General features: G+C 62.5%; 12 protein-coding genes. 6 read left to right on the top strand and 6 right to left on the bottom strand.

Features of this window, described 5'->3' with window-relative positions:
- Positions 1–163: 163 nt before the first annotated feature.
- A complete protein-coding gene (mltF, locus tag IG627_RS16345; protein ID WP_193193577.1) occupies positions 164–1,642 on the bottom strand; it encodes a membrane-bound lytic murein transglycosylase MltF in 1,479 nt (492 codons plus the stop codon).
- Positions 1,643–2,065: 423 nt separating this feature from the next.
- Here mltF and purL point away from each other — a divergent pair, with 423 nt between their 5' ends.
- The 4 genes from purL (at position 2,066) to IG627_RS16325 (ending at position 7,623) form a co-directional block, all read left to right on the top strand.
- On the top strand, positions 2,066–5,935 hold the full coding sequence (gene purL / locus IG627_RS16340) for a phosphoribosylformylglycinamidine synthase (protein ID WP_193193575.1): 3,870 nt from the start codon (positions 2,066–2,068) through the stop codon (positions 5,933–5,935).
- A 168-nt stretch (positions 5,936–6,103) separates the two neighbouring features.
- Positions 6,104–6,835: a carbonic anhydrase family protein gene (locus IG627_RS16335; protein ID WP_193193573.1), complete on the top strand. Its 732-nt coding sequence runs from the start codon at positions 6,104–6,106 to the stop codon at positions 6,833–6,835.
- A 103-nt stretch (positions 6,836–6,938) separates the two neighbouring features.
- Complete coding sequence (locus IG627_RS16330) at positions 6,939–7,289, top strand: DUF1801 domain-containing protein (protein WP_193193572.1); 351 nt, start codon at positions 6,939–6,941, stop codon at positions 7,287–7,289.
- A 10-nt stretch (positions 7,290–7,299) separates the two neighbouring features.
- Positions 7,300–7,623, top strand: coding sequence for a TfoX/Sxy family protein (locus IG627_RS16325; RefSeq protein ID WP_193193570.1), 324 nt, complete (start codon positions 7,300–7,302; stop codon positions 7,621–7,623).
- 121 nt (positions 7,624–7,744) lie between these two features.
- Here the strand turns inward: IG627_RS16325 and IG627_RS16320 are convergent, their stop codons facing one another.
- From IG627_RS16320 to IG627_RS16300, 5 genes are all read right to left on the bottom strand, one after another.
- Positions 7,745–9,331 carry a PQQ-dependent sugar dehydrogenase gene (locus IG627_RS16320; protein ID WP_193193568.1) on the bottom strand — a complete coding sequence of 529 codons (1,587 nt, stop codon included), beginning with the start codon at positions 9,329–9,331 and terminating at the stop codon, positions 7,745–7,747.
- A 76-nt stretch (positions 9,332–9,407) separates the two neighbouring features.
- Positions 9,408–11,651, bottom strand: a complete 2,244-nt coding sequence (locus IG627_RS16315) for a xanthine dehydrogenase family protein molybdopterin-binding subunit (protein ID WP_193193566.1) — start codon at positions 11,649–11,651, stop codon at positions 9,408–9,410.
- Positions 11,651–12,139 carry a (2Fe-2S)-binding protein gene (locus IG627_RS16310; protein ID WP_193193564.1) on the bottom strand — a complete coding sequence of 163 codons (489 nt, stop codon included), beginning with the start codon at positions 12,137–12,139 and terminating at the stop codon, positions 11,651–11,653. The genes IG627_RS16315 and IG627_RS16310 overlap by 1 nt, the downstream gene beginning before the upstream one ends.
- Positions 12,136–12,711 carry a nucleotidyltransferase family protein gene (locus tag IG627_RS16305; RefSeq protein WP_193193562.1) on the bottom strand — a complete coding sequence of 192 codons (576 nt, stop codon included), beginning with the start codon at positions 12,709–12,711 and terminating at the stop codon, positions 12,136–12,138. The genes IG627_RS16310 and IG627_RS16305 overlap by 4 nt, the downstream gene beginning before the upstream one ends.
- 7 nt (positions 12,712–12,718) lie before the next feature.
- Positions 12,719–13,762: an XdhC family protein gene (locus IG627_RS16300; RefSeq protein WP_193193560.1), complete on the bottom strand. Its 1,044-nt coding sequence runs from the start codon at positions 13,760–13,762 to the stop codon at positions 12,719–12,721.
- A gap of 346 nt (positions 13,763–14,108) precedes the next feature.
- On the opposite strand from IG627_RS16300, the gene IG627_RS16295 reads away from it, so the two are divergent.
- Positions 14,109–14,453 (top strand): helix-turn-helix domain-containing protein, encoded by a 345-nt coding sequence (locus IG627_RS16295; protein WP_193193558.1) that lies wholly within the window; start codon positions 14,109–14,111, stop codon positions 14,451–14,453.
- 2 nt (positions 14,454–14,455) lie between these two features.
- A complete protein-coding gene (locus IG627_RS16290) occupies positions 14,456–15,754 on the top strand; it encodes a type II toxin-antitoxin system HipA family toxin (RefSeq protein WP_193193556.1) in 1,299 nt (432 codons plus the stop codon).

Below are 15,754 nucleotides of genomic sequence, written 5' to 3'. Positions count from 1 at the left end.
TATTGTCGCGTCATACCGGCGAGGGCCGCTCTCCGGTTGGGAGGCCCCTGGCTTCCGGCCTCCGCCGGAATGACGACTGCACCCTGTAGGAGCGGCCAATGGCGGCCTCGCGCCATTGGTCGGGCGGTGCGCACGGCGCACTCTACGAAAGTCCCCAGTCCCATTACAGCGCCGAGGCTGCGGCCGCCTCCACATCAATCTGCGTGCTGTCCGCCAGTTCCTGAGCCGCTTCCGCATCGGCCGCAGCCAGGCGCTGCTCCTCGATGCGGCTGCTCCAGCTCAGCAGCGCCTGGTAGTGACGAATGTTCTGAACATAGGTGACCGGCTCCCAGCCGCGGGCGTAGCCGTGTTTGGTGTTCTTGTGATACTGGCGCTTGGCCAGCAGCGGCAGGTGATCGCGCACGTCGGTCCAGCGATCCGGATTGCCGCCCATCTTCTCGGTCAACACGCGCGCGTCCTCCAGGTGGCCGTATCCGACGTTGTAGGCCGCCAGTGCCATCCAGGTACGGTCTGGTTCGCGAATGCGCTCGGGGATCTTGTCGCGGATCTGCACTATATAGCGGGCGCCGCCCTCGATACTCTCCTCCGGATCCAGGCGGTTGACGCCCAGGTCGCGCGCAGTGCTGCGGGTCAGCATCATCAGGCCGCGCACGCCGGTGCGGGATTTGGCGCGGGGATTCCAGTGGGATTCCTGGTAACTGAGCGCCGCCAGCAGGTGCCAGTCGAGCTGGTAGTCGTCCGCCACTTTCTGCATCGTCTCACGCCACCGGGGCAGGCGCTCGCGGCTGCTCTTGGCAAAGGCCTGGGCGCCGCCGGCATTCAGCTTGCTGACATGGCCAAAGAATTCCTCGCGCAGCTCCGCAACCATTCCGTTGGTATTGGCGCGCAGCATAAAGCGGCGTGCGGCCCGGTAGAGGCTGTCGTCACTGCCCTGGGGGAGGGCCCAGGCGACCGGCTGAAACTGGGTCAGGTTGAACGCGATGCCCGTGTTGGGGTAGAGGCCGCGGTGTACCGCATAGGCGTTGGAATCGACGACTGCGTAATGGAGCTTGCCCTGGTCCACCATCTCCACCAGCTCCATGGCGTCGACGTCGGAAATCTCCTCCCACATCAGGTCGGGATAGCGCCGGGCCAGTTCGCGCATTTCCTCGGCGTGGGCGCTGCCGGCAATTACCGCCACCTTTTTGCCTTCCAGGTCGCTGGCCTTGCGGGGGCGCTCTTCACCGAGGCGGTAGATGACCTGTTGGCGAATCTCGAAGTAGGAGGGGGTGAAGCGCACCTGCTCGCGACGGGCCGGGGTGACAGTGAGACCGGCGGCGGCCAGGTGGGCGCCTTCCTGGGGATCCCGCAGGCGGGTGAACATTTCGTTCAGGTCGTGGGCATCGCGGATCTTCAGTTCCACGCCCAGCTCGTCGGCGAAGGCTTTCAGCATGCCGTATTCGAAGCCGGTATGGTGGCCTGAGGCGTCTTCGTAATAGGTGGTGGGACCGTTCTGGGACAGTACGACCAGCTTGCCGGAGGTCTTGACCCGCTCCAGCATATCCGGCGTCTTGCTCGCCACCATCAGCGAGGCACAACAGGCCAGCACCAGGCCCTTGGCCAGGCGGCGGCTGTAGCGCAGCAGTCGGCTTTTCATGATCATATAGACAGTCCCCTCTAGTCCATTAGCTTTTTGTCGCTTTTATCTCAGCGGATACCGGCATTGCTCATCCTGAGCGGCGGGGCCGGCAAAAGATCGCCAATTTTACCGTATTTGGTGACAGATTGCCCAATTTTGCGGTTTGACGATGTGACTTCTGGAGTTGCATCTATGCGGTAATTCTAGTAGGGCCCGCTAGGCTGGGTTGGCGCTGGCATCAATCCTGCGCCAATTTCTGCGCCTCGGGGCGGCATGAAATTTTGGACCACACAATGGGGGCACAAGTGCCGCAGGACAGTGTTGGAGTCGCGATGCTTCAGGTACAATTGCGCCCTCTCCAATTCCCGGGGCTTTGCGCGAACTTCTGCCGCGCGGGGTCCCCAACCTGATTCAGGTTTACATTCAGACAAGAGGCAAACTCCCGCGATGCTAGTTCTGCGTGGTGCTCCCGCACTGTCGAAATTCCGCCATCAAAAACTGCTCAACCAACTGCGCGCGCTGCAGCCGGCGATCGGCGATATCTACGCCGAGTATGTCCACTTCGCCGATGCTCCCAAGTTGAACAAGAAGGAGCAGGCGCTGCTCGAACGGCTGCTGCAGTACGGCCCCACCGAGGAAAAGCACCGCCCCGAGGGCGAGTTTCTGCTGGTGGTGCCACGTCCGGGCACCATTTCGCCCTGGTCCTCCAAGGCCACCGACATCGCCCACAACGCCGGCCTGACACAGATTCACCGCCTGGAGCGCGGTATTGCCTACTATGTTGCCGGTGTCGAATTAACCCAGGCTGAACGGCAGGCACTCGCCAGCCAGCTGCACGATCGCATGGTGGAGGCGGTGTTCTCCGACTTCGATGAGGCCGAGCAGCTGTTCGTCGAGGAGAAGCCGCGCCAGCTGACCGCGGTCAACGTTCTCGACGGTGGCCGTGAAGCGCTGGCAGATGCCAATGTGACTCTGGGCCTGGCCCTGGCGGAAGATGAAATCGACTACCTGCTCACCAGCTTCCAGGAGCTGGAGCGCAATCCCACCGACGTGGAGCTGATGATGTTCGCCCAGGCGAACTCGGAGCACTGCCGCCACAAGATCTTCAACGCCAGCTGGGCCATCGACGGCGAAGAGATGCCGCACTCCCTGTTCGGCATGATCAAGAACACCTACCAGAAGGGCGGCGACAATGTGCTGTCTGCCTATGCGGACAACGCCGCCGTGGTGGTGGGCAGCGAGGCGGGCCGCTTCTACCCGGATCCGGAAACCAGGGAATACGGCTTCAGCAACGAGGCCATCCACTTGTTAATGAAGGTGGAGACCCACAACCACCCGACCGCCATTGCCCCCTTCCCGGGCGCGGGCACCGGCGCCGGCGGCGAGATCCGCGACGAGGGCGCCGTGGGCCGCGGCTCCAAGCCCAAGGTGGGCCTGACCGGCTTCACCGTTTCCAACCTGCAGATCCCCGGCTACGAGCAGCCCTGGGAGGCGGACTATGGAAAGCCGGAGCGCATCGTCACTGCGCTGGACATCATGATCGAAGGTCCCATCGGTGGCGCCGCCTTCAACAACGAATTCGGCCGCCCGAATATCTGCGGCTACTTCCGCACCTTCGAGGAAAATTTCGGCGACGAGCGCCGCGGCTACCACAAGCCGATCATGATCGCGGGTGGCTACGGCAATATCCGCGAGGAGCATATCGAGAAGCCGGAATTCAAGCCCGGGGCCAAGCTGGTTGTGCTCGGCGGCCCGGCCATGCTGATCGGCCTCGGTGGCGGCGCCGCCTCCTCTATGGCCAGTGGTTCCAGTTCCGAGGACCTGGATTTCGCCTCGGTGCAGCGCCAGAATCCGGAAATCGAGCGCCGCTGCCAGGAGGTGATCGACCAGTGCTGGCAGCTGGGCGACAGGAACCCGATCGCCTTTATCCACGACGTCGGCGCCGGCGGCCTGTCCAACGCCTTCCCGGAACTGGTCAAGGATGGCGGTACCGGCGGTAAATTTGAGCTGCGCAATGTGCCCTGCGACGAGCCGGGTATGAGTCCGCTGGAGATCTGGTGTAACGAATCCCAGGAGCGCTACGTGCTGGCGGTGATGCCGAAGGACCTGGCGCGCTTCGAGAAGATCTGCGCGCGCGAGAGGGCGCCCTTCGCGGTGGTCGGCGAGGCCACCGAGGACAAGCACCTGCTGCTGAACGACAAGAAATTTGACGCCAAACCGGTGGACCTGCCCATGTCGGTGCTGTTCGGCAAGCCGCCGAAGATGCACCGCGAGGCGGAGAAGCGCGTGGTGGAAACGAAAGAATTCACCACCAGGGGTATAGACCTGAACGAGGCTGCCGAGCGGGTGCTGCGCCTGCCCACCGTGGCCAGCAAGAGCTTCCTGATCACCATCGGCGACCGCACCGTGACCGGGCAGGTGTCCCGCGACCAGATGGTGGGCCCCTGGCAGGTGCCGGTGGCGGACTGCGCCGTGACCACCGTCGCCTACGACAGCACTGCCGGTGAGGCCATGGCCATGGGCGAACGCACACCGGTGGCGCTGCTGGACGCGCCCGCCTCCGGCCGCCTGGCGGTGGGTGAGGCCATCACCAATATCGCCTGTACGCCGATTGGGAAGCTGTCCGATATCAAGCTGTCCGCCAACTGGATGTGCGCCGCCGGCCACCCGGGCGAGGAGGAAAAGCTCTACCGCACTGTCGAGGCCATCGGTATGGAGCTGTGCCCGGCGCTGGGTATCACCATCCCGGTGGGCAAGGACTCCATGTCCATGCGCACCGCCTGGAGCGACGGCGGCGAGGACAAGTCGGTGACCGCGCCCCTGTCGCTGATCATCTCCGCCTTCACCCCGGTCACCGACGTGCGCAAGACCGCCACGCCGCAGCTGCGCCGCACCAGGAAGGGCGAGAGCGAGTTGATCCTGGTAGATCTCGGCGCCGGCAAAAACCGCCTCGGCGGCTCCTGTCTGGCGCAGGTGTACAACCAGCTGGGCAGTACGCCGGCGGACCTGGACGACCCGAAACGCCTGAAGGGCTTCTTCGAGGTGGTGCAGCAGACGCTGCACGAAGACCAGATCATCGCCTACCACGACCGCTCCGACGGCGGCCTCTTCGTCGCCCTGGCGGAGATGAGCTTTGCCGGTCGCGTGGGCATGGATATCGAGGTCTACGAGCTGGGCGAGGACCCGATCGCGGCCCTGTTCAGCGAGGAGCTGGGCGCGGTATTGCAGGTGCCGGCCTGCGACGCGGAAATGCTGGTGCAGCGCTTCGCCGCCGTCGGCGTACCGGCGCACCAGATCGGTTACCTGAACAACAGCGAGAATTTGTGCATCACCAACAACGGTGTGGAGATCTTCAGGCGCTCCCGCGCCGAGCTGCAGCAGATCTGGTCCGAGACCAGCTACCGCATCCAGTCCCTGCGCGACAACGCCGACTGCGCGGCGCAGGAGTTCGCCGCCATCGCCAAGGAAGATCCGGGCCTGTCGGTGCAGCTGACCTACGACATCAACGAGGACATTAGCGCGCCCTACATTAAGAAAGGTGTGCGCCCCAAGGTGGCGGTACTGCGCGAGCAGGGCGTCAACAGCCAGGTGGAGATGGCGCATGCCTTTCATCGCGCCGGCTTTAATGCCGTCGACGTGCACATGAGCGATATCCTCGCCGGTCGCGTTGTGCTGGACGACTTCAAGGGCCTGGTGGGCTGCGGTGGCTTCTCTTATGGCGACGTACTCGGCGCCGGCGAGGGCTGGGCCAAGACCATCCTGTTCAACGACCGCGCCCGCGACCAGTTCGAGGCCTTCTTCAACAGGAAAGAAACCTTCGGCCTCGGCGTCTGCAATGGCTGCCAGATGTTCTCGGTGATCAAGGAGCTGATTCCCGGCGCCGGCCACTGGCCGCGATTCGTACGCAACCTGTCCGAGCAGTACGAGGCGCGCTTCGCGCTTGTGGGTATCGAGGATTCCCCGTCGGTGCTGTTCAAGGGCATGGCCGGCAGCTACATGCCGGTGGCGGTGGCCCACGGCGAGGGGCGGGTGGAGTTCGCGGACCAGAAGGCGCTGGAGACCTGCGAGCAGTCCGGCACCATCGCCATGCGCTACCTGAACAACGACCGCGAAATCAGCCAGACCTACCCGGCCAACCCCAACGGCTCGGTCAACGGTATCACCTCACTCTGTTCCGAGGACGGTCGCGTGACCATCATGATGCCGCACCCGGAGCGGGTCGCCCGCGCCGTCAGCAACAGCTGGCACCCGGACGACTGGCAGGAGGACTCCGGCTGGATGCGGCTGTTCCGCAATGCGCGGGTGTTTGTCGACTGATAACCGCTCTGGAACCCCGGTGCAACGCCGGGGTTCCGTTCCGGCGCCGTTTCCGACGATGCCTCCTTCCCTCAGAGCACTCCCACCTTTGGCGTGTAGTTCTGCGCTCAGGCAGTCCCCGCTAGACTGACAGTGATAGTTCCACCCGTGGTCTTGAGGAGTCAGTATATGTGCGATCAATCCGGCAACCGTATATTCAGCCGTCGCGCCCTGTTGAAAGGCGCGCTCGCCGGGGGGCTCTTGGGAGGTGGCGCTATGCGCTTTAGCTGCGCGAGCTATGCAGCTGCCCTGACCAGGGCCGAGCGCGACACGATGAGTGCGGACCAGATTATCGAGATGCTCGAAGCCGGCAACCGGCGTTTTCGCAGCGGCGAGATGCAACGCCACGACTATCTGGCACAGAAGCGCGCCAGTGCTTCGGGACAATTTCCGGCGGCGGCAGTATTGAGCTGTATCGACTCGCGAACACCGGCGGAGATATTGCTGGATACCGGCCTGGGCGAGGTGTTCAATACCCGCATCGCCGGGAATATCTGCAACGACGATATTGTCGGCAGTCTCGAATTCTCCGCTGCGGTGGCCGGCGTCAAGGTTATTCTGGTAATGGGCCACACCGCCTGTGGGGCGGTGAGGGGGGCTATCGACGGTGTCGAGCTGGGCCAGCTCACCGGATTGCTGGCGGAGATCAAGCCCGCAATCAGGGCCACAGAATATACCGGCGAGCGCAGTGGTGAGAACGCGGAGTTTGTCGACCTGGTGGCGGCCAACAATGTACGGCACTCCATGGCGCAGATCCGGGAAGACAGTGAAGTGCTTGCGAAGCTGGAAAAAGATGGAAACCTGAGAATTGTCGGCGCCATCTACCACCTGGGAGACGGCCGGCTGGAATTGCTGGATTGAAGTTTCCTTTGGACGGTGCGGTGCGCACTTCTATCTCGGGCGCTAAGGAAAAATCGATATTTCCTGCTACACTTAAAAAGTTACTCACAATAACTTTTTAAATATGGTGCAGCTTCCGGAACCAGTCGCCGAATACACCAGCCCGCTCCCCCCACAGCGCAGTGAGCGGCTTCAGTCACTGCATCATTTTATCGTCGAGCGTTATCCCCGGGCGCAGCTTTCCCTGAAATACAAAATGCCCACCTACGAGGTGGACAAGGGCTGGGTCGCAATCGCGAACCAGAAAAACTACGTCTCCCTCTACACCTGCGCGAGGGAACATATCCAACCCTATATCGATAGTCACCCCAAGGTTAAATGCGGCACCGGTTGCCTGAACTTCCGCGATGGCGATGAGATCGCCTGGGCGGATCTGGAACCGGTGCTCGCGTCCGCATTCAGCAAAGGTCACTGAGGAGGTTGTTATGACATACAACGAAGAACTGGCAGAAAAAGTGCGCGAGCTGTTGCAGGTAAACGAGGGACTGACCGAAAAGCAGATGTTTGGCGGCCTCGCCTTTATGCTGAACGGCAACATGGCCTGCGGTGTGGTGGGTGAGGAGCTGATGGTGCGCGTCGGCCCGGATAACTACCAGGATGCGCTGGCCGAGCGCTATACGCGGCCGATGGATTACACCGGCAGGCCGCTGAAGGGCATGGTATATGTGGAGGAGGATGCGGTGGCCGCAGACCTGGGCGATTGGGTCAGCCGCGGTGCGGAGTTTGCCGGCTCCCTGCCACCGAAATGACAGCCTTTGCCGGTGCACAAAGGCCCGGCCTGTCGCAGGGCTTCGCCCGGTACCTTCAGGCCGTTTGCCAATATCAAAAAGGATTCCGCGAAGCGCCCACTGCAGTTGATTGAGACGGAGATTATTCGGGGGCTTTGAGAGCCCCCAGAATCAGATCGATCGACTGTTCTTCCAATTTGCCCATCGGCGGCATAAACCCGGACTGGCTGGTGAGCCTCTGCTCCAGCAGGGTGACGCCGTCCTTGCGCTGCAGCCAGCCGCTGCCCCGGTTCAGCAGTTCGCCCGGGTTGCTGTGCAGTTCCCGGTGGCAGTCGGCGCAATTATCCAGCAGCAGGTGGCGGGCCTCGCCGCCGAAGTCAAAGCCGTCGACTGCCGCAGAGGCGAAGGATAAGGCCTCGTCTGCGTAGGCCTCGCCGCGGGACAGACGCAGCAGGGCCCTGTTCTTGTCGTCGACAATCAGCAGCGAACCATCGCGCAATTGCAGCAGTCCCACCGGCGCCCCTTCCGGTCTCAGGCCCTCTACCTTGTTCCAGCGCCCTATGACTTCCGCATGCTGTGCATCGGCGGCGGAACCGCCGCGGGGTGCCATGGTGTGATCGGTAAAATCTGTGGCCGGCGGAATGGGATCGCGCCTGAAAACGACGTCTTCGGATAGCAGCGGCAGTCCCTCGCCCGATGTCGGATAGCTCACCAGCCGGTTGCCCACCACCCGGTATCCGTGCCAGCTGACCAGCAATTGGCCCCGCAGTCCGGGCAGCCGATCGCCGCTGTAATAAATCATATCCAGTGGCGCCACATGGGGCGGCATCAGGCTGTAGGGCTCGACATAGTCGGGGCGGTCGCAGCCGTTTTCGATATAGCCGGTATCGAGTGCGCGATTGGCGCAATAGGGCCAGCCGTAGAAGCCGCCGCGCCGGATCACATTGATTTCCTCATAGGGTTCTTCGGCGTCTTTCAGGTCGGTGCTGTTCTCGCCCTGCAAAACGGTGCCGCTCGAATGGATCGCCAGTGCCATCGAGTTGCGCAGCCCGCTGGCATAGAGTTCGAATGTATCCTTCCAGCGCTTTTCCCCGGGCAGGTATTCGTAGCGTCTCAGTCCGGTGGAGCCGATCTCATCGCACCGAGTGCGGCCGGCGGCGCGCCCGCAGTCGTCGGTTTTGGAGCCGGCGTTTACCAGCAGGTCATTATTGGGCAGGAAGACGAAGCTGGTCAGCGGGTGCAGGTGATTTCCCGGGGCAAATGGCAGGCCGTCGGCCACCGTCTGCGGTGCCGTTATCCGCCCGCCCTGCAGCCGGAAGCGGGTGATCCTGTGCGCTTCGCCCAGATAGATATAGCCCCCGGGGCCGAGCTTGATATCGTGGGGCAGGTTCAGGCCGGTGGCCAGTTTGCTGACACTGCGCAGCTCACTGTAGCGGTCGTCGCCAAATTCCAGCAGCCACAGGATACCCCGGCCGGCACCCCAGCCGCCCATATCCGTGACCAGGATCCGGTTGTCGGCGGCAATTTCCAGCGCCTTGCGGGGTTTGCGAAAGCCGATACCGCTGTCTGCGCTGGCCACCAGTCCGAGGCAGGTACCGGCCATGGTACCCACCGGGAGTCCGGGCAGGCCGTCGCAGAATTTATCGGGGAGAGGCTGGTAGTTGGCGGCGGAGGCGGTTGCGTAGAGGCCGAACAGCAGGCCGGCAATCCATTTGCTGCTTAATTCCATAAATCTGAAAACTCACAAACTGCGGGAGTGGATTGCCCCGGCAGTCCGGGTACCGGGGCAATCGAGGGGACGCAACTTAACCGATCTTCAGATGTTTGTTAATCGGCAGTTCCCGAATCCGCTGCCCGCTCGCAGCAAATATCGCGTTGGTAATACTCGGCGCCACCGGTGGCACACCCGGTTCACCGACGCCCGCCGGCGGTTCGCCCGAGGCGACCAGCTCAACGGTCAGGGAAGGGCACTGGTGCATGCGCAGCAGCGGGTAGTCGTGGAAGTTGCTGTTTGCCACGGCGCCATTCTGCATCTTGATTTCGCCCATCAGCGCCAGGCTCATACCGAAAATCATGGCGCCCTCCATCTGCGACTTCACCCTGTCCGGGTTGACCGCCAGGCCCACGTCGGCGACACAGTGCATCTGCAGGATTTTCAGTTGTTCGTCCCGCACCTGCACCCGGGTGGCGATGCCCACATAGGACAGGAAGCTGCGGTGCACTGCGATACCCCAACCCTCGCCGCCGTCTGTATCGAAGTCTGCCCTGGCGGCCGTGCGTCGCAATACATTCTTCAGGCGCGCGGTATCTATCGGGAATTTTTCCAGTGTTTCGCCGTAGTTGCCGTACTTGTAATCCCCCTGGCTGGGATCGATCTTGCGGTCCGGGCCTATCAGGTCGAGCAGGAATTCGTCCGGGCGCCGGCCATTGATATGGGCGAGTTCGTCGGCAAAGCTGCACACGCCAAAGGCATTCTGGATATTGGACACGGACCTGAGCCAGCCGATACGCGCGTGGTAGTCCGCCTGTTGGGTTTCGGTGCGGCGGTTGGCAATGGCGAAGGGCAGGTCGGTCAGGCCCAGGTCCAGCTCAAAATTGGCCGGGTGATCGACGCCGGGCTGGAAGGTGCCGCCGATGGAGGGGAAGGCGGTGCGCTGCAGCCAGCCGTCCACCTTGCCGTGTTCGTCGAGTCCGGCCTGGAAGTAGGCGGCGCTGGCAGCGTGGTAGTAGTCGTGGCGAATATCGTCCTCGCGGCTCCAGACCACCTTGACCGGCCGCTGCATTTTTTTCGCCAGTAGCGCCGCCTCGACGACAAAGTCCGGCTTGGACTTGCGCCCGAAGCCGCCGCCGAGGAAGGTGACATTGACCTTCACCTTTTCCGGCGGCAGTCCCAGGGCCTGGCCCACATGCTGCTGCACCGACTGCGGATCCTGCACGCAGGACCATATCTCGCAGCCCTCCTCGCCCACCACGGCGGTGGCGCTGGGCGGCTCCATGGTGGCATGGGCCAGGTAGGGCAGGGTGTAGATGGCGCTGTGCTGGCGACTGGCAGTCTCCAGGGCGATATCCACATCGCCCTCGGCGACTGCTGTCTTCCCGGTTTGCCGCACATTGTCCTTCAAAGTTTCCAGATAATCGTCGCTATCGTGCTGCTCGTGCGGGCTTTCGGTCCACTCAATATTCAACAGCTTGCGGGCCTTGAGTGCCGTCCAGGTATTGTGAGCCAGTACGGCCACGCCGCTCAGGGGCTTGAACAGCGGCGGCTCGGCGCCGCCATCCAGTCGCTCCACGGCCACCAGGCCCCTGACCTTGCGCGCGGCGCTGTCATCGAGTTTTGCTATTCCGCTGCCCAGCACCGGTGCCCGCTCGATGCTGGCGATCAGCATATTGTCGAGGTGCACATCCTGGCCGTAGTTGGCCCGGCCCGTGACCATATCCGGCGTGTCGACTGTGTCCACCGGCTTGCCGATATAATTGAACTGCGCACTGTCCTTCAGGCGCAGGTCTTTTTCATCCGGCACCGCCTGTTTCGCCGCGGCAGCCGCCAGTTCTCCGAAACCCAGGCGGCGATCGGTCGGAATATGGATTATCACGTGGTTCCTGGCCGCGCACTCTTTTGCCGGCACATTCCAGCGCTCAGCCGCGGCCCGCTCCAGCATGGTCCTGGCGCTGGCACCCATGCGGCGCATGGTGTCGTAGAAGCGGCGCACGCTGCGCGAGCCGTCGGTGTTCTGGCTGCCGTAACGCTTGTCGCCGAGACCCTGGACGACCTTTACTTTCTGCCAGTCCGCTTCCAGTTCGTCGGCCACCACCTGCGGCAGGCCGGTGCGGATACCCTGGCCCATTTCCGAGCGGTGGCAGACGATCGACACTGTGTCGTCGCCGTCGATGCTGACAAACAGGTTCAGCTCGCCGCCTTTATCCAATCCCGCGGCCCAGGATGGCTGCCAGCCGGGCAGGGTGGCGCCCAACACCAGGCCGCCGGCGCTGAGGCCGGTGAGCTTGAGAAAGCGGCGGCGGTCGATATTTTCTACGCTGCGATCGCTCATCAATTTTCTCCTTCCCTGGCTGCGGCATTTTCAAATGTCGCGGATTTAACAGCGGCTGTCTTTATCGCCGACCTGATGCGCGGGTAGGTGCCGCAGCGGCACAGGTTGCCGGTCATCGCCTGATCGATTTCCCCGTCGCTGGGGCTGGCATTATGTGCCAGCAATGCGGCGGCGGACATCAGCTGGCCGCTCTGGCAGTAGCCGCACTGGGGCACATTGTGCTCTATCCAGGCCTGCTGCAACGGGTGGTCGCCATTTTCGGAGAGGCCTTCGATGGTGGTGATCTGTTTGCCTTTGGCAAGACTGACCGGTGTCAGGCAGGCACGCATCGGCTGGCCGTCCAGGTGTATGGTGCAGGCGCCGCAGAAGCCGCCACCGCAACCGAATTTGGTGCCGGTCAGCCTGAGTTCATCGCGCAGGACCCAGAGCAGCGGCATATCCTCTTCCACTTCGATCTGGTGTGCGGTGCCGTTTACATTTATTTTCATCGGCTCTCTCCGAAGTTTTTCCAATCCTGTGGTGTATCTATATCGATGACGGCGCTGGCCAAGGGTACGCTGGTGATATCGTCGCGCGGGCCGCGCAGTAGCTCGCGCGCTCCCCTGTCGCCGTCCAGAATTGCCAGCTGGGCAAAAACACTGCGGGGAAAAATTGCCGGGACACCCCGCCGGTTTTCGTAGAAACTGCAGACAATATTCCTATTTTCTTTCCAGGTATCCAGCAGGCTGCGGATATCCGCCCCGGTTACCGCCGGTTGATCCGCCAGCACAATCAGCGCCGCTTCACAGTCTGCCTGTAGTTGCCGGATACCGAAGGCCAGCGAGCTGCCCATGCCCGCCCGCCAGTCGCGATTCTGTCGCAGGTCCAGCCCCGGGTGCGCGTCGACCAACGGTGCGTGCCAGGCGCCGCTGACGATCAGTGGCGTCGGCAGGTCCAGAGAAACCAGCTTATCGACGCAGTGTTGCAGCAGTGTTCTGCCGCCGTGCTCCAACAGCAATTTGCAGGCGCCGAAGCGGCTGGAGGCGCCGGCGGCGAGAATAATGGGCTGAATGTCTGCCATCTGTGGCTTATGCGAGTTCGTCCGCATTTATTTTTTGTTCAGTATCGGGGCTGAGGCTGCGCCCCTCGGCGCCGTGCAGTACTGCGTGCAGTTCGGCGCAGGTGGCCAGGGCGATACTCTCCGGCAGCTCGCCGCCCAGGTCCAGTCCGACCGGCGCGCGCAGCGGTGTCGGCAGGGCTGTGTTCAGTTGTTCCAGCGTCAGGCCGGCAAGTTTCAGCACCCTGTCCCTGCGGCTTAATGGCCCGAGCAGGCCCAGGTATTGCAGCGGTTGCAAATAGAGTGCCCGCAAAGCGGCGGCGTCCAGCTCCAGATTGTGCCCCATCACAATGGCGGCATCGACCTGCTGTAAGTCGAGCCGAGTGGAGAGCCCGTCGGGGTGAAGCGGGTAGCAGTCGCAGCCGGGAAAATAGGCCGCGCGGGCATTGGCGGGGCGGGGATCGCACAGGCTGACTTTCCAGCCCTGGGTGCGGAACAGCTGTGCCATGGGGCGTGCGTCGACTCCGGCCCCCAGGATCAGGACGTGCGGTGCGGGTGCGATCGGCGTCTGTAGCCAGTCGCCGCCATCGAGGCGAAGCAGGCGGGCCCTGGAGTGGAAATCCGCAGTTTTCAATGATGAGATCTGTGCCAGGGTTTCGCCGGTTTGGGGGATTTTCTGCAAGTAGTGGCAGGGCCGGCGCTCGAGGAGGTGGTCGCGCAGCTGCACCAGCTGCAGGTAATCATTCTCCTCGAGAATCGGTTGCAGAAGGATATGCACGGTGCCGCCGCAGCCGATACCCAATTGGAAGGAGAAGTCGTCCTCGTCGCTGCCGTCGTAGCAGAGGATTTTGGATTGCTTTGCGTTGAGCACCTGCTGTGCGTGTCGCTGGATGTCCGCCTCGAGGCAGCCGCCACTCAAGAGGCCGTAGTGCCTGCCCAAATCGTCAAACAGCATCATTGCACCGGCTTTGCGGTAGCAGGGGCCGGCGGTTTTGTAGACAGTGCCCAGTACCCAGTTGCGGGAATTTTTATGCTCGTGCCAGAGTTCCAGCAGTGCCTGGAGCTGATTCGCCATAGGGGCTCGCTCTGCGGTTATTTTTCGGCGCTGTCGGGATACTAACCCAATAAGTTGGAGCCTGCATAAATGGCATAAAGAGATGCGATAGTCCCGGTGCGAGGAGCCCCGGCTCGCTGGCCCGGTTCGTGTCCCCGGCCGGGGCTATCTGCGGCGGGGTGTCGGGAATCGCAGGGTCGCTGCTCCGAAAACAGATTATGGTTATGATAGATGGAAATGCAGCTATAATTGATTTTTCAGGTTGTTAAAAGATAGAAATGCAGCTATTGTATAAAATTCATGTAATGGGTGAAAATATAGCTATAATTGGTTTTAATAAAACTTAATAGGTGGTTTTAAGGCCTTTATGAGTGTTTCCGGGAAGTCAGATCAACAGATACTGCAGCTCCTCGGCGAGCGTCTGCGCCGCCACCGGCTACGCAGGGATATCACCCAGGAGCAGCTGGCGGAGAGGGCCGGCCTGTCTGTCTCCACCATCAAGGGACTGGAGTCCGGCCGCGGGCGGCTGGACAGCCTGGTGGCGGTATTGCGGGAGTTACAGCAGTTGGATGGCCTGGAAGCCTTCCTGCCGGACCCGGGCATCAGCCCGCTGCAGCTGGCTGAGCGGCAGGGCAGGCCGCGGCAGCGCGCCAGTGGCAAGGTGCAAAAGAGTGCGGCCCCGAGAAAAAAGAAACCTGAAGCGGACTGGTAACCATGGCAGAGCGTATCGAGACGGCGAGCGTCAATCTCTGGGGAGAGCGGCTGGGCGCTGTATCCTGGCACCCGGACGGCTACGGTGTATTCGAATACGACCCCGGGTTTGTGCAGCGCGGCCTGGATCTGTCTCCGATCCAAATGTCGATTTACGGTGGCAACAGGCTCTTCTCCTTTCCCGGTCTCAACCGGGAGACCTATAAAGGCCTGCCCGGCCTGCTGGCGGACTCGCTGCCGGACAAGTTCGGCAACGCCATCATCGATGCCTGGCTGGCGCGACAGGGGCGCACGCCGGGGGATTTCAGCCCCATAGAGCGCCTCTGCTACACCGGCAACCGCGGAATGGGTGCGCTGGAATTCCAGCCGGCGGTGGATGGGCGCTTTCGGGAATCCGCGCCGGTGGAAATCGCCGAGCTGGTGCAGCTGGCCCAATCTGTCACCCACCGCCAGCAGAGTCTCGCCTCGAATATTGGCGGCGGCGATGACAGCGCCGGGGCCCTGGGCGATATCCTGCGCGTCGGCACCAGCGCCGGCGGCGCCCGCGCCAAGGCGGTGATCGCGATGAATGGCACCGGCGATGTGCGCTCGGGCCAGGTGCCGGCGCCAGCGGGCTACGATTACTGGCTGCTGAAGTTCGACGGCGTGGACGATATAGAGCTGGGCAGATCCCAGGGTTTCGGTCGCATCGAGTACGCCTACTACCTGATGGCGCTGGCCGCCGGTATCGGGATGATGGAATCCCGCCTGCTGGAGGAAAATGGCCGCGCGCACTTTATGACCCGGCGCTTCGACCGAACCGATAGTGGCAAGCTGCATATGCTCAGCATGTGCGGAATGGCACATCTGGATTTCAATCAGGCCGGCGCCCACGCCTACGAGCAGATCTTTGCCGTTATGCGCGAACTGCACCTGCCCAAGAGCGAGGCCATACAGCAGTACCACCGCCTGGTGTTCAATGTGCTGGCGCGCAACCAGGACGATCATACAAAAAATGTCGCCTTCCTGATGGACCGCGGCGGCAACTGGTCGCTCTCCCCGGCCTTCGACCTCACCTACGCCCACAATCCCGGCGGCCAGTGGACCAACCGCCATCAGATGAGCATCAACGGCAAGCGCGATCACTTCGAGCTGGAAGATCTGCTGGCGGTGGGCAGGTCCATCAGTATCAAGAAGCCGCAGGAAATTGTTGCAGAAGTGGCCGCCGCGGTGGCGCGCTGGCCGGAGTTTGCCGGGCGGGCGGGGGTGGCAGAATCCCTGGTCGATGAAATCTCCCGGAATCATCGACGGTTGCTGCCGTAG

It is taken from the genome of Microbulbifer taiwanensis, assembly GCF_014904815.1.
Taxonomy (GTDB): domain Bacteria; phylum Pseudomonadota; class Gammaproteobacteria; order Pseudomonadales; family Cellvibrionaceae; genus Microbulbifer; species Microbulbifer taiwanensis.
Note: the sequence above shows the minus strand (reverse complement) of the source record. Positions and strands in the feature narration are given on the sequence as shown.

Excerpts from the sequence above, each read along its gene's own strand:
- mltF (WP_193193577.1), bottom strand. The coding sequence starts at position 1,642 with ATGATCATGAAAAGCCGACTGCTGCGCTACAGCCGCCGCCTGGCCAAG.
- IG627_RS16320 (WP_193193568.1), bottom strand. The coding sequence starts at position 9,331 with ATGGAATTAAGCAGCAAATGGATTGCCGGCCTGCTGTTCGGCCTCTAC.
- IG627_RS16305 (WP_193193562.1), bottom strand. The coding sequence starts at position 12,711 with ATGGCAGACATTCAGCCCATTATTCTCGCCGCCGGCGCCTCCAGCCGC.
- IG627_RS16295 (WP_193193558.1), top strand. The coding sequence starts at position 14,109 with ATGAGTGTTTCCGGGAAGTCAGATCAACAGATACTGCAGCTCCTCGGC.
- IG627_RS16325 (WP_193193570.1), top strand. The coding sequence starts at position 7,300 with ATGACATACAACGAAGAACTGGCAGAAAAAGTGCGCGAGCTGTTGCAG.
- IG627_RS16330 (WP_193193572.1), top strand. The coding sequence starts at position 6,939 with ATGGTGCAGCTTCCGGAACCAGTCGCCGAATACACCAGCCCGCTCCCC.
- IG627_RS16335 (WP_193193573.1), top strand. The coding sequence starts at position 6,104 with ATGTGCGATCAATCCGGCAACCGTATATTCAGCCGTCGCGCCCTGTTG.
- IG627_RS16300 (WP_193193560.1), bottom strand. The coding sequence starts at position 13,762 with ATGGCGAATCAGCTCCAGGCACTGCTGGAACTCTGGCACGAGCATAAA.
- IG627_RS16315 (WP_193193566.1), bottom strand. The coding sequence starts at position 11,651 with ATGAGCGATCGCAGCGTAGAAAATATCGACCGCCGCCGCTTTCTCAAG.
- IG627_RS16290 (WP_193193556.1), top strand. The coding sequence starts at position 14,456 with ATGGCAGAGCGTATCGAGACGGCGAGCGTCAATCTCTGGGGAGAGCGG.
- IG627_RS16310 (WP_193193564.1), bottom strand. The coding sequence starts at position 12,139 with ATGAAAATAAATGTAAACGGCACCGCACACCAGATCGAAGTGGAAGAG.
- purL (WP_193193575.1), top strand. The coding sequence starts at position 2,066 with ATGCTAGTTCTGCGTGGTGCTCCCGCACTGTCGAAATTCCGCCATCAA.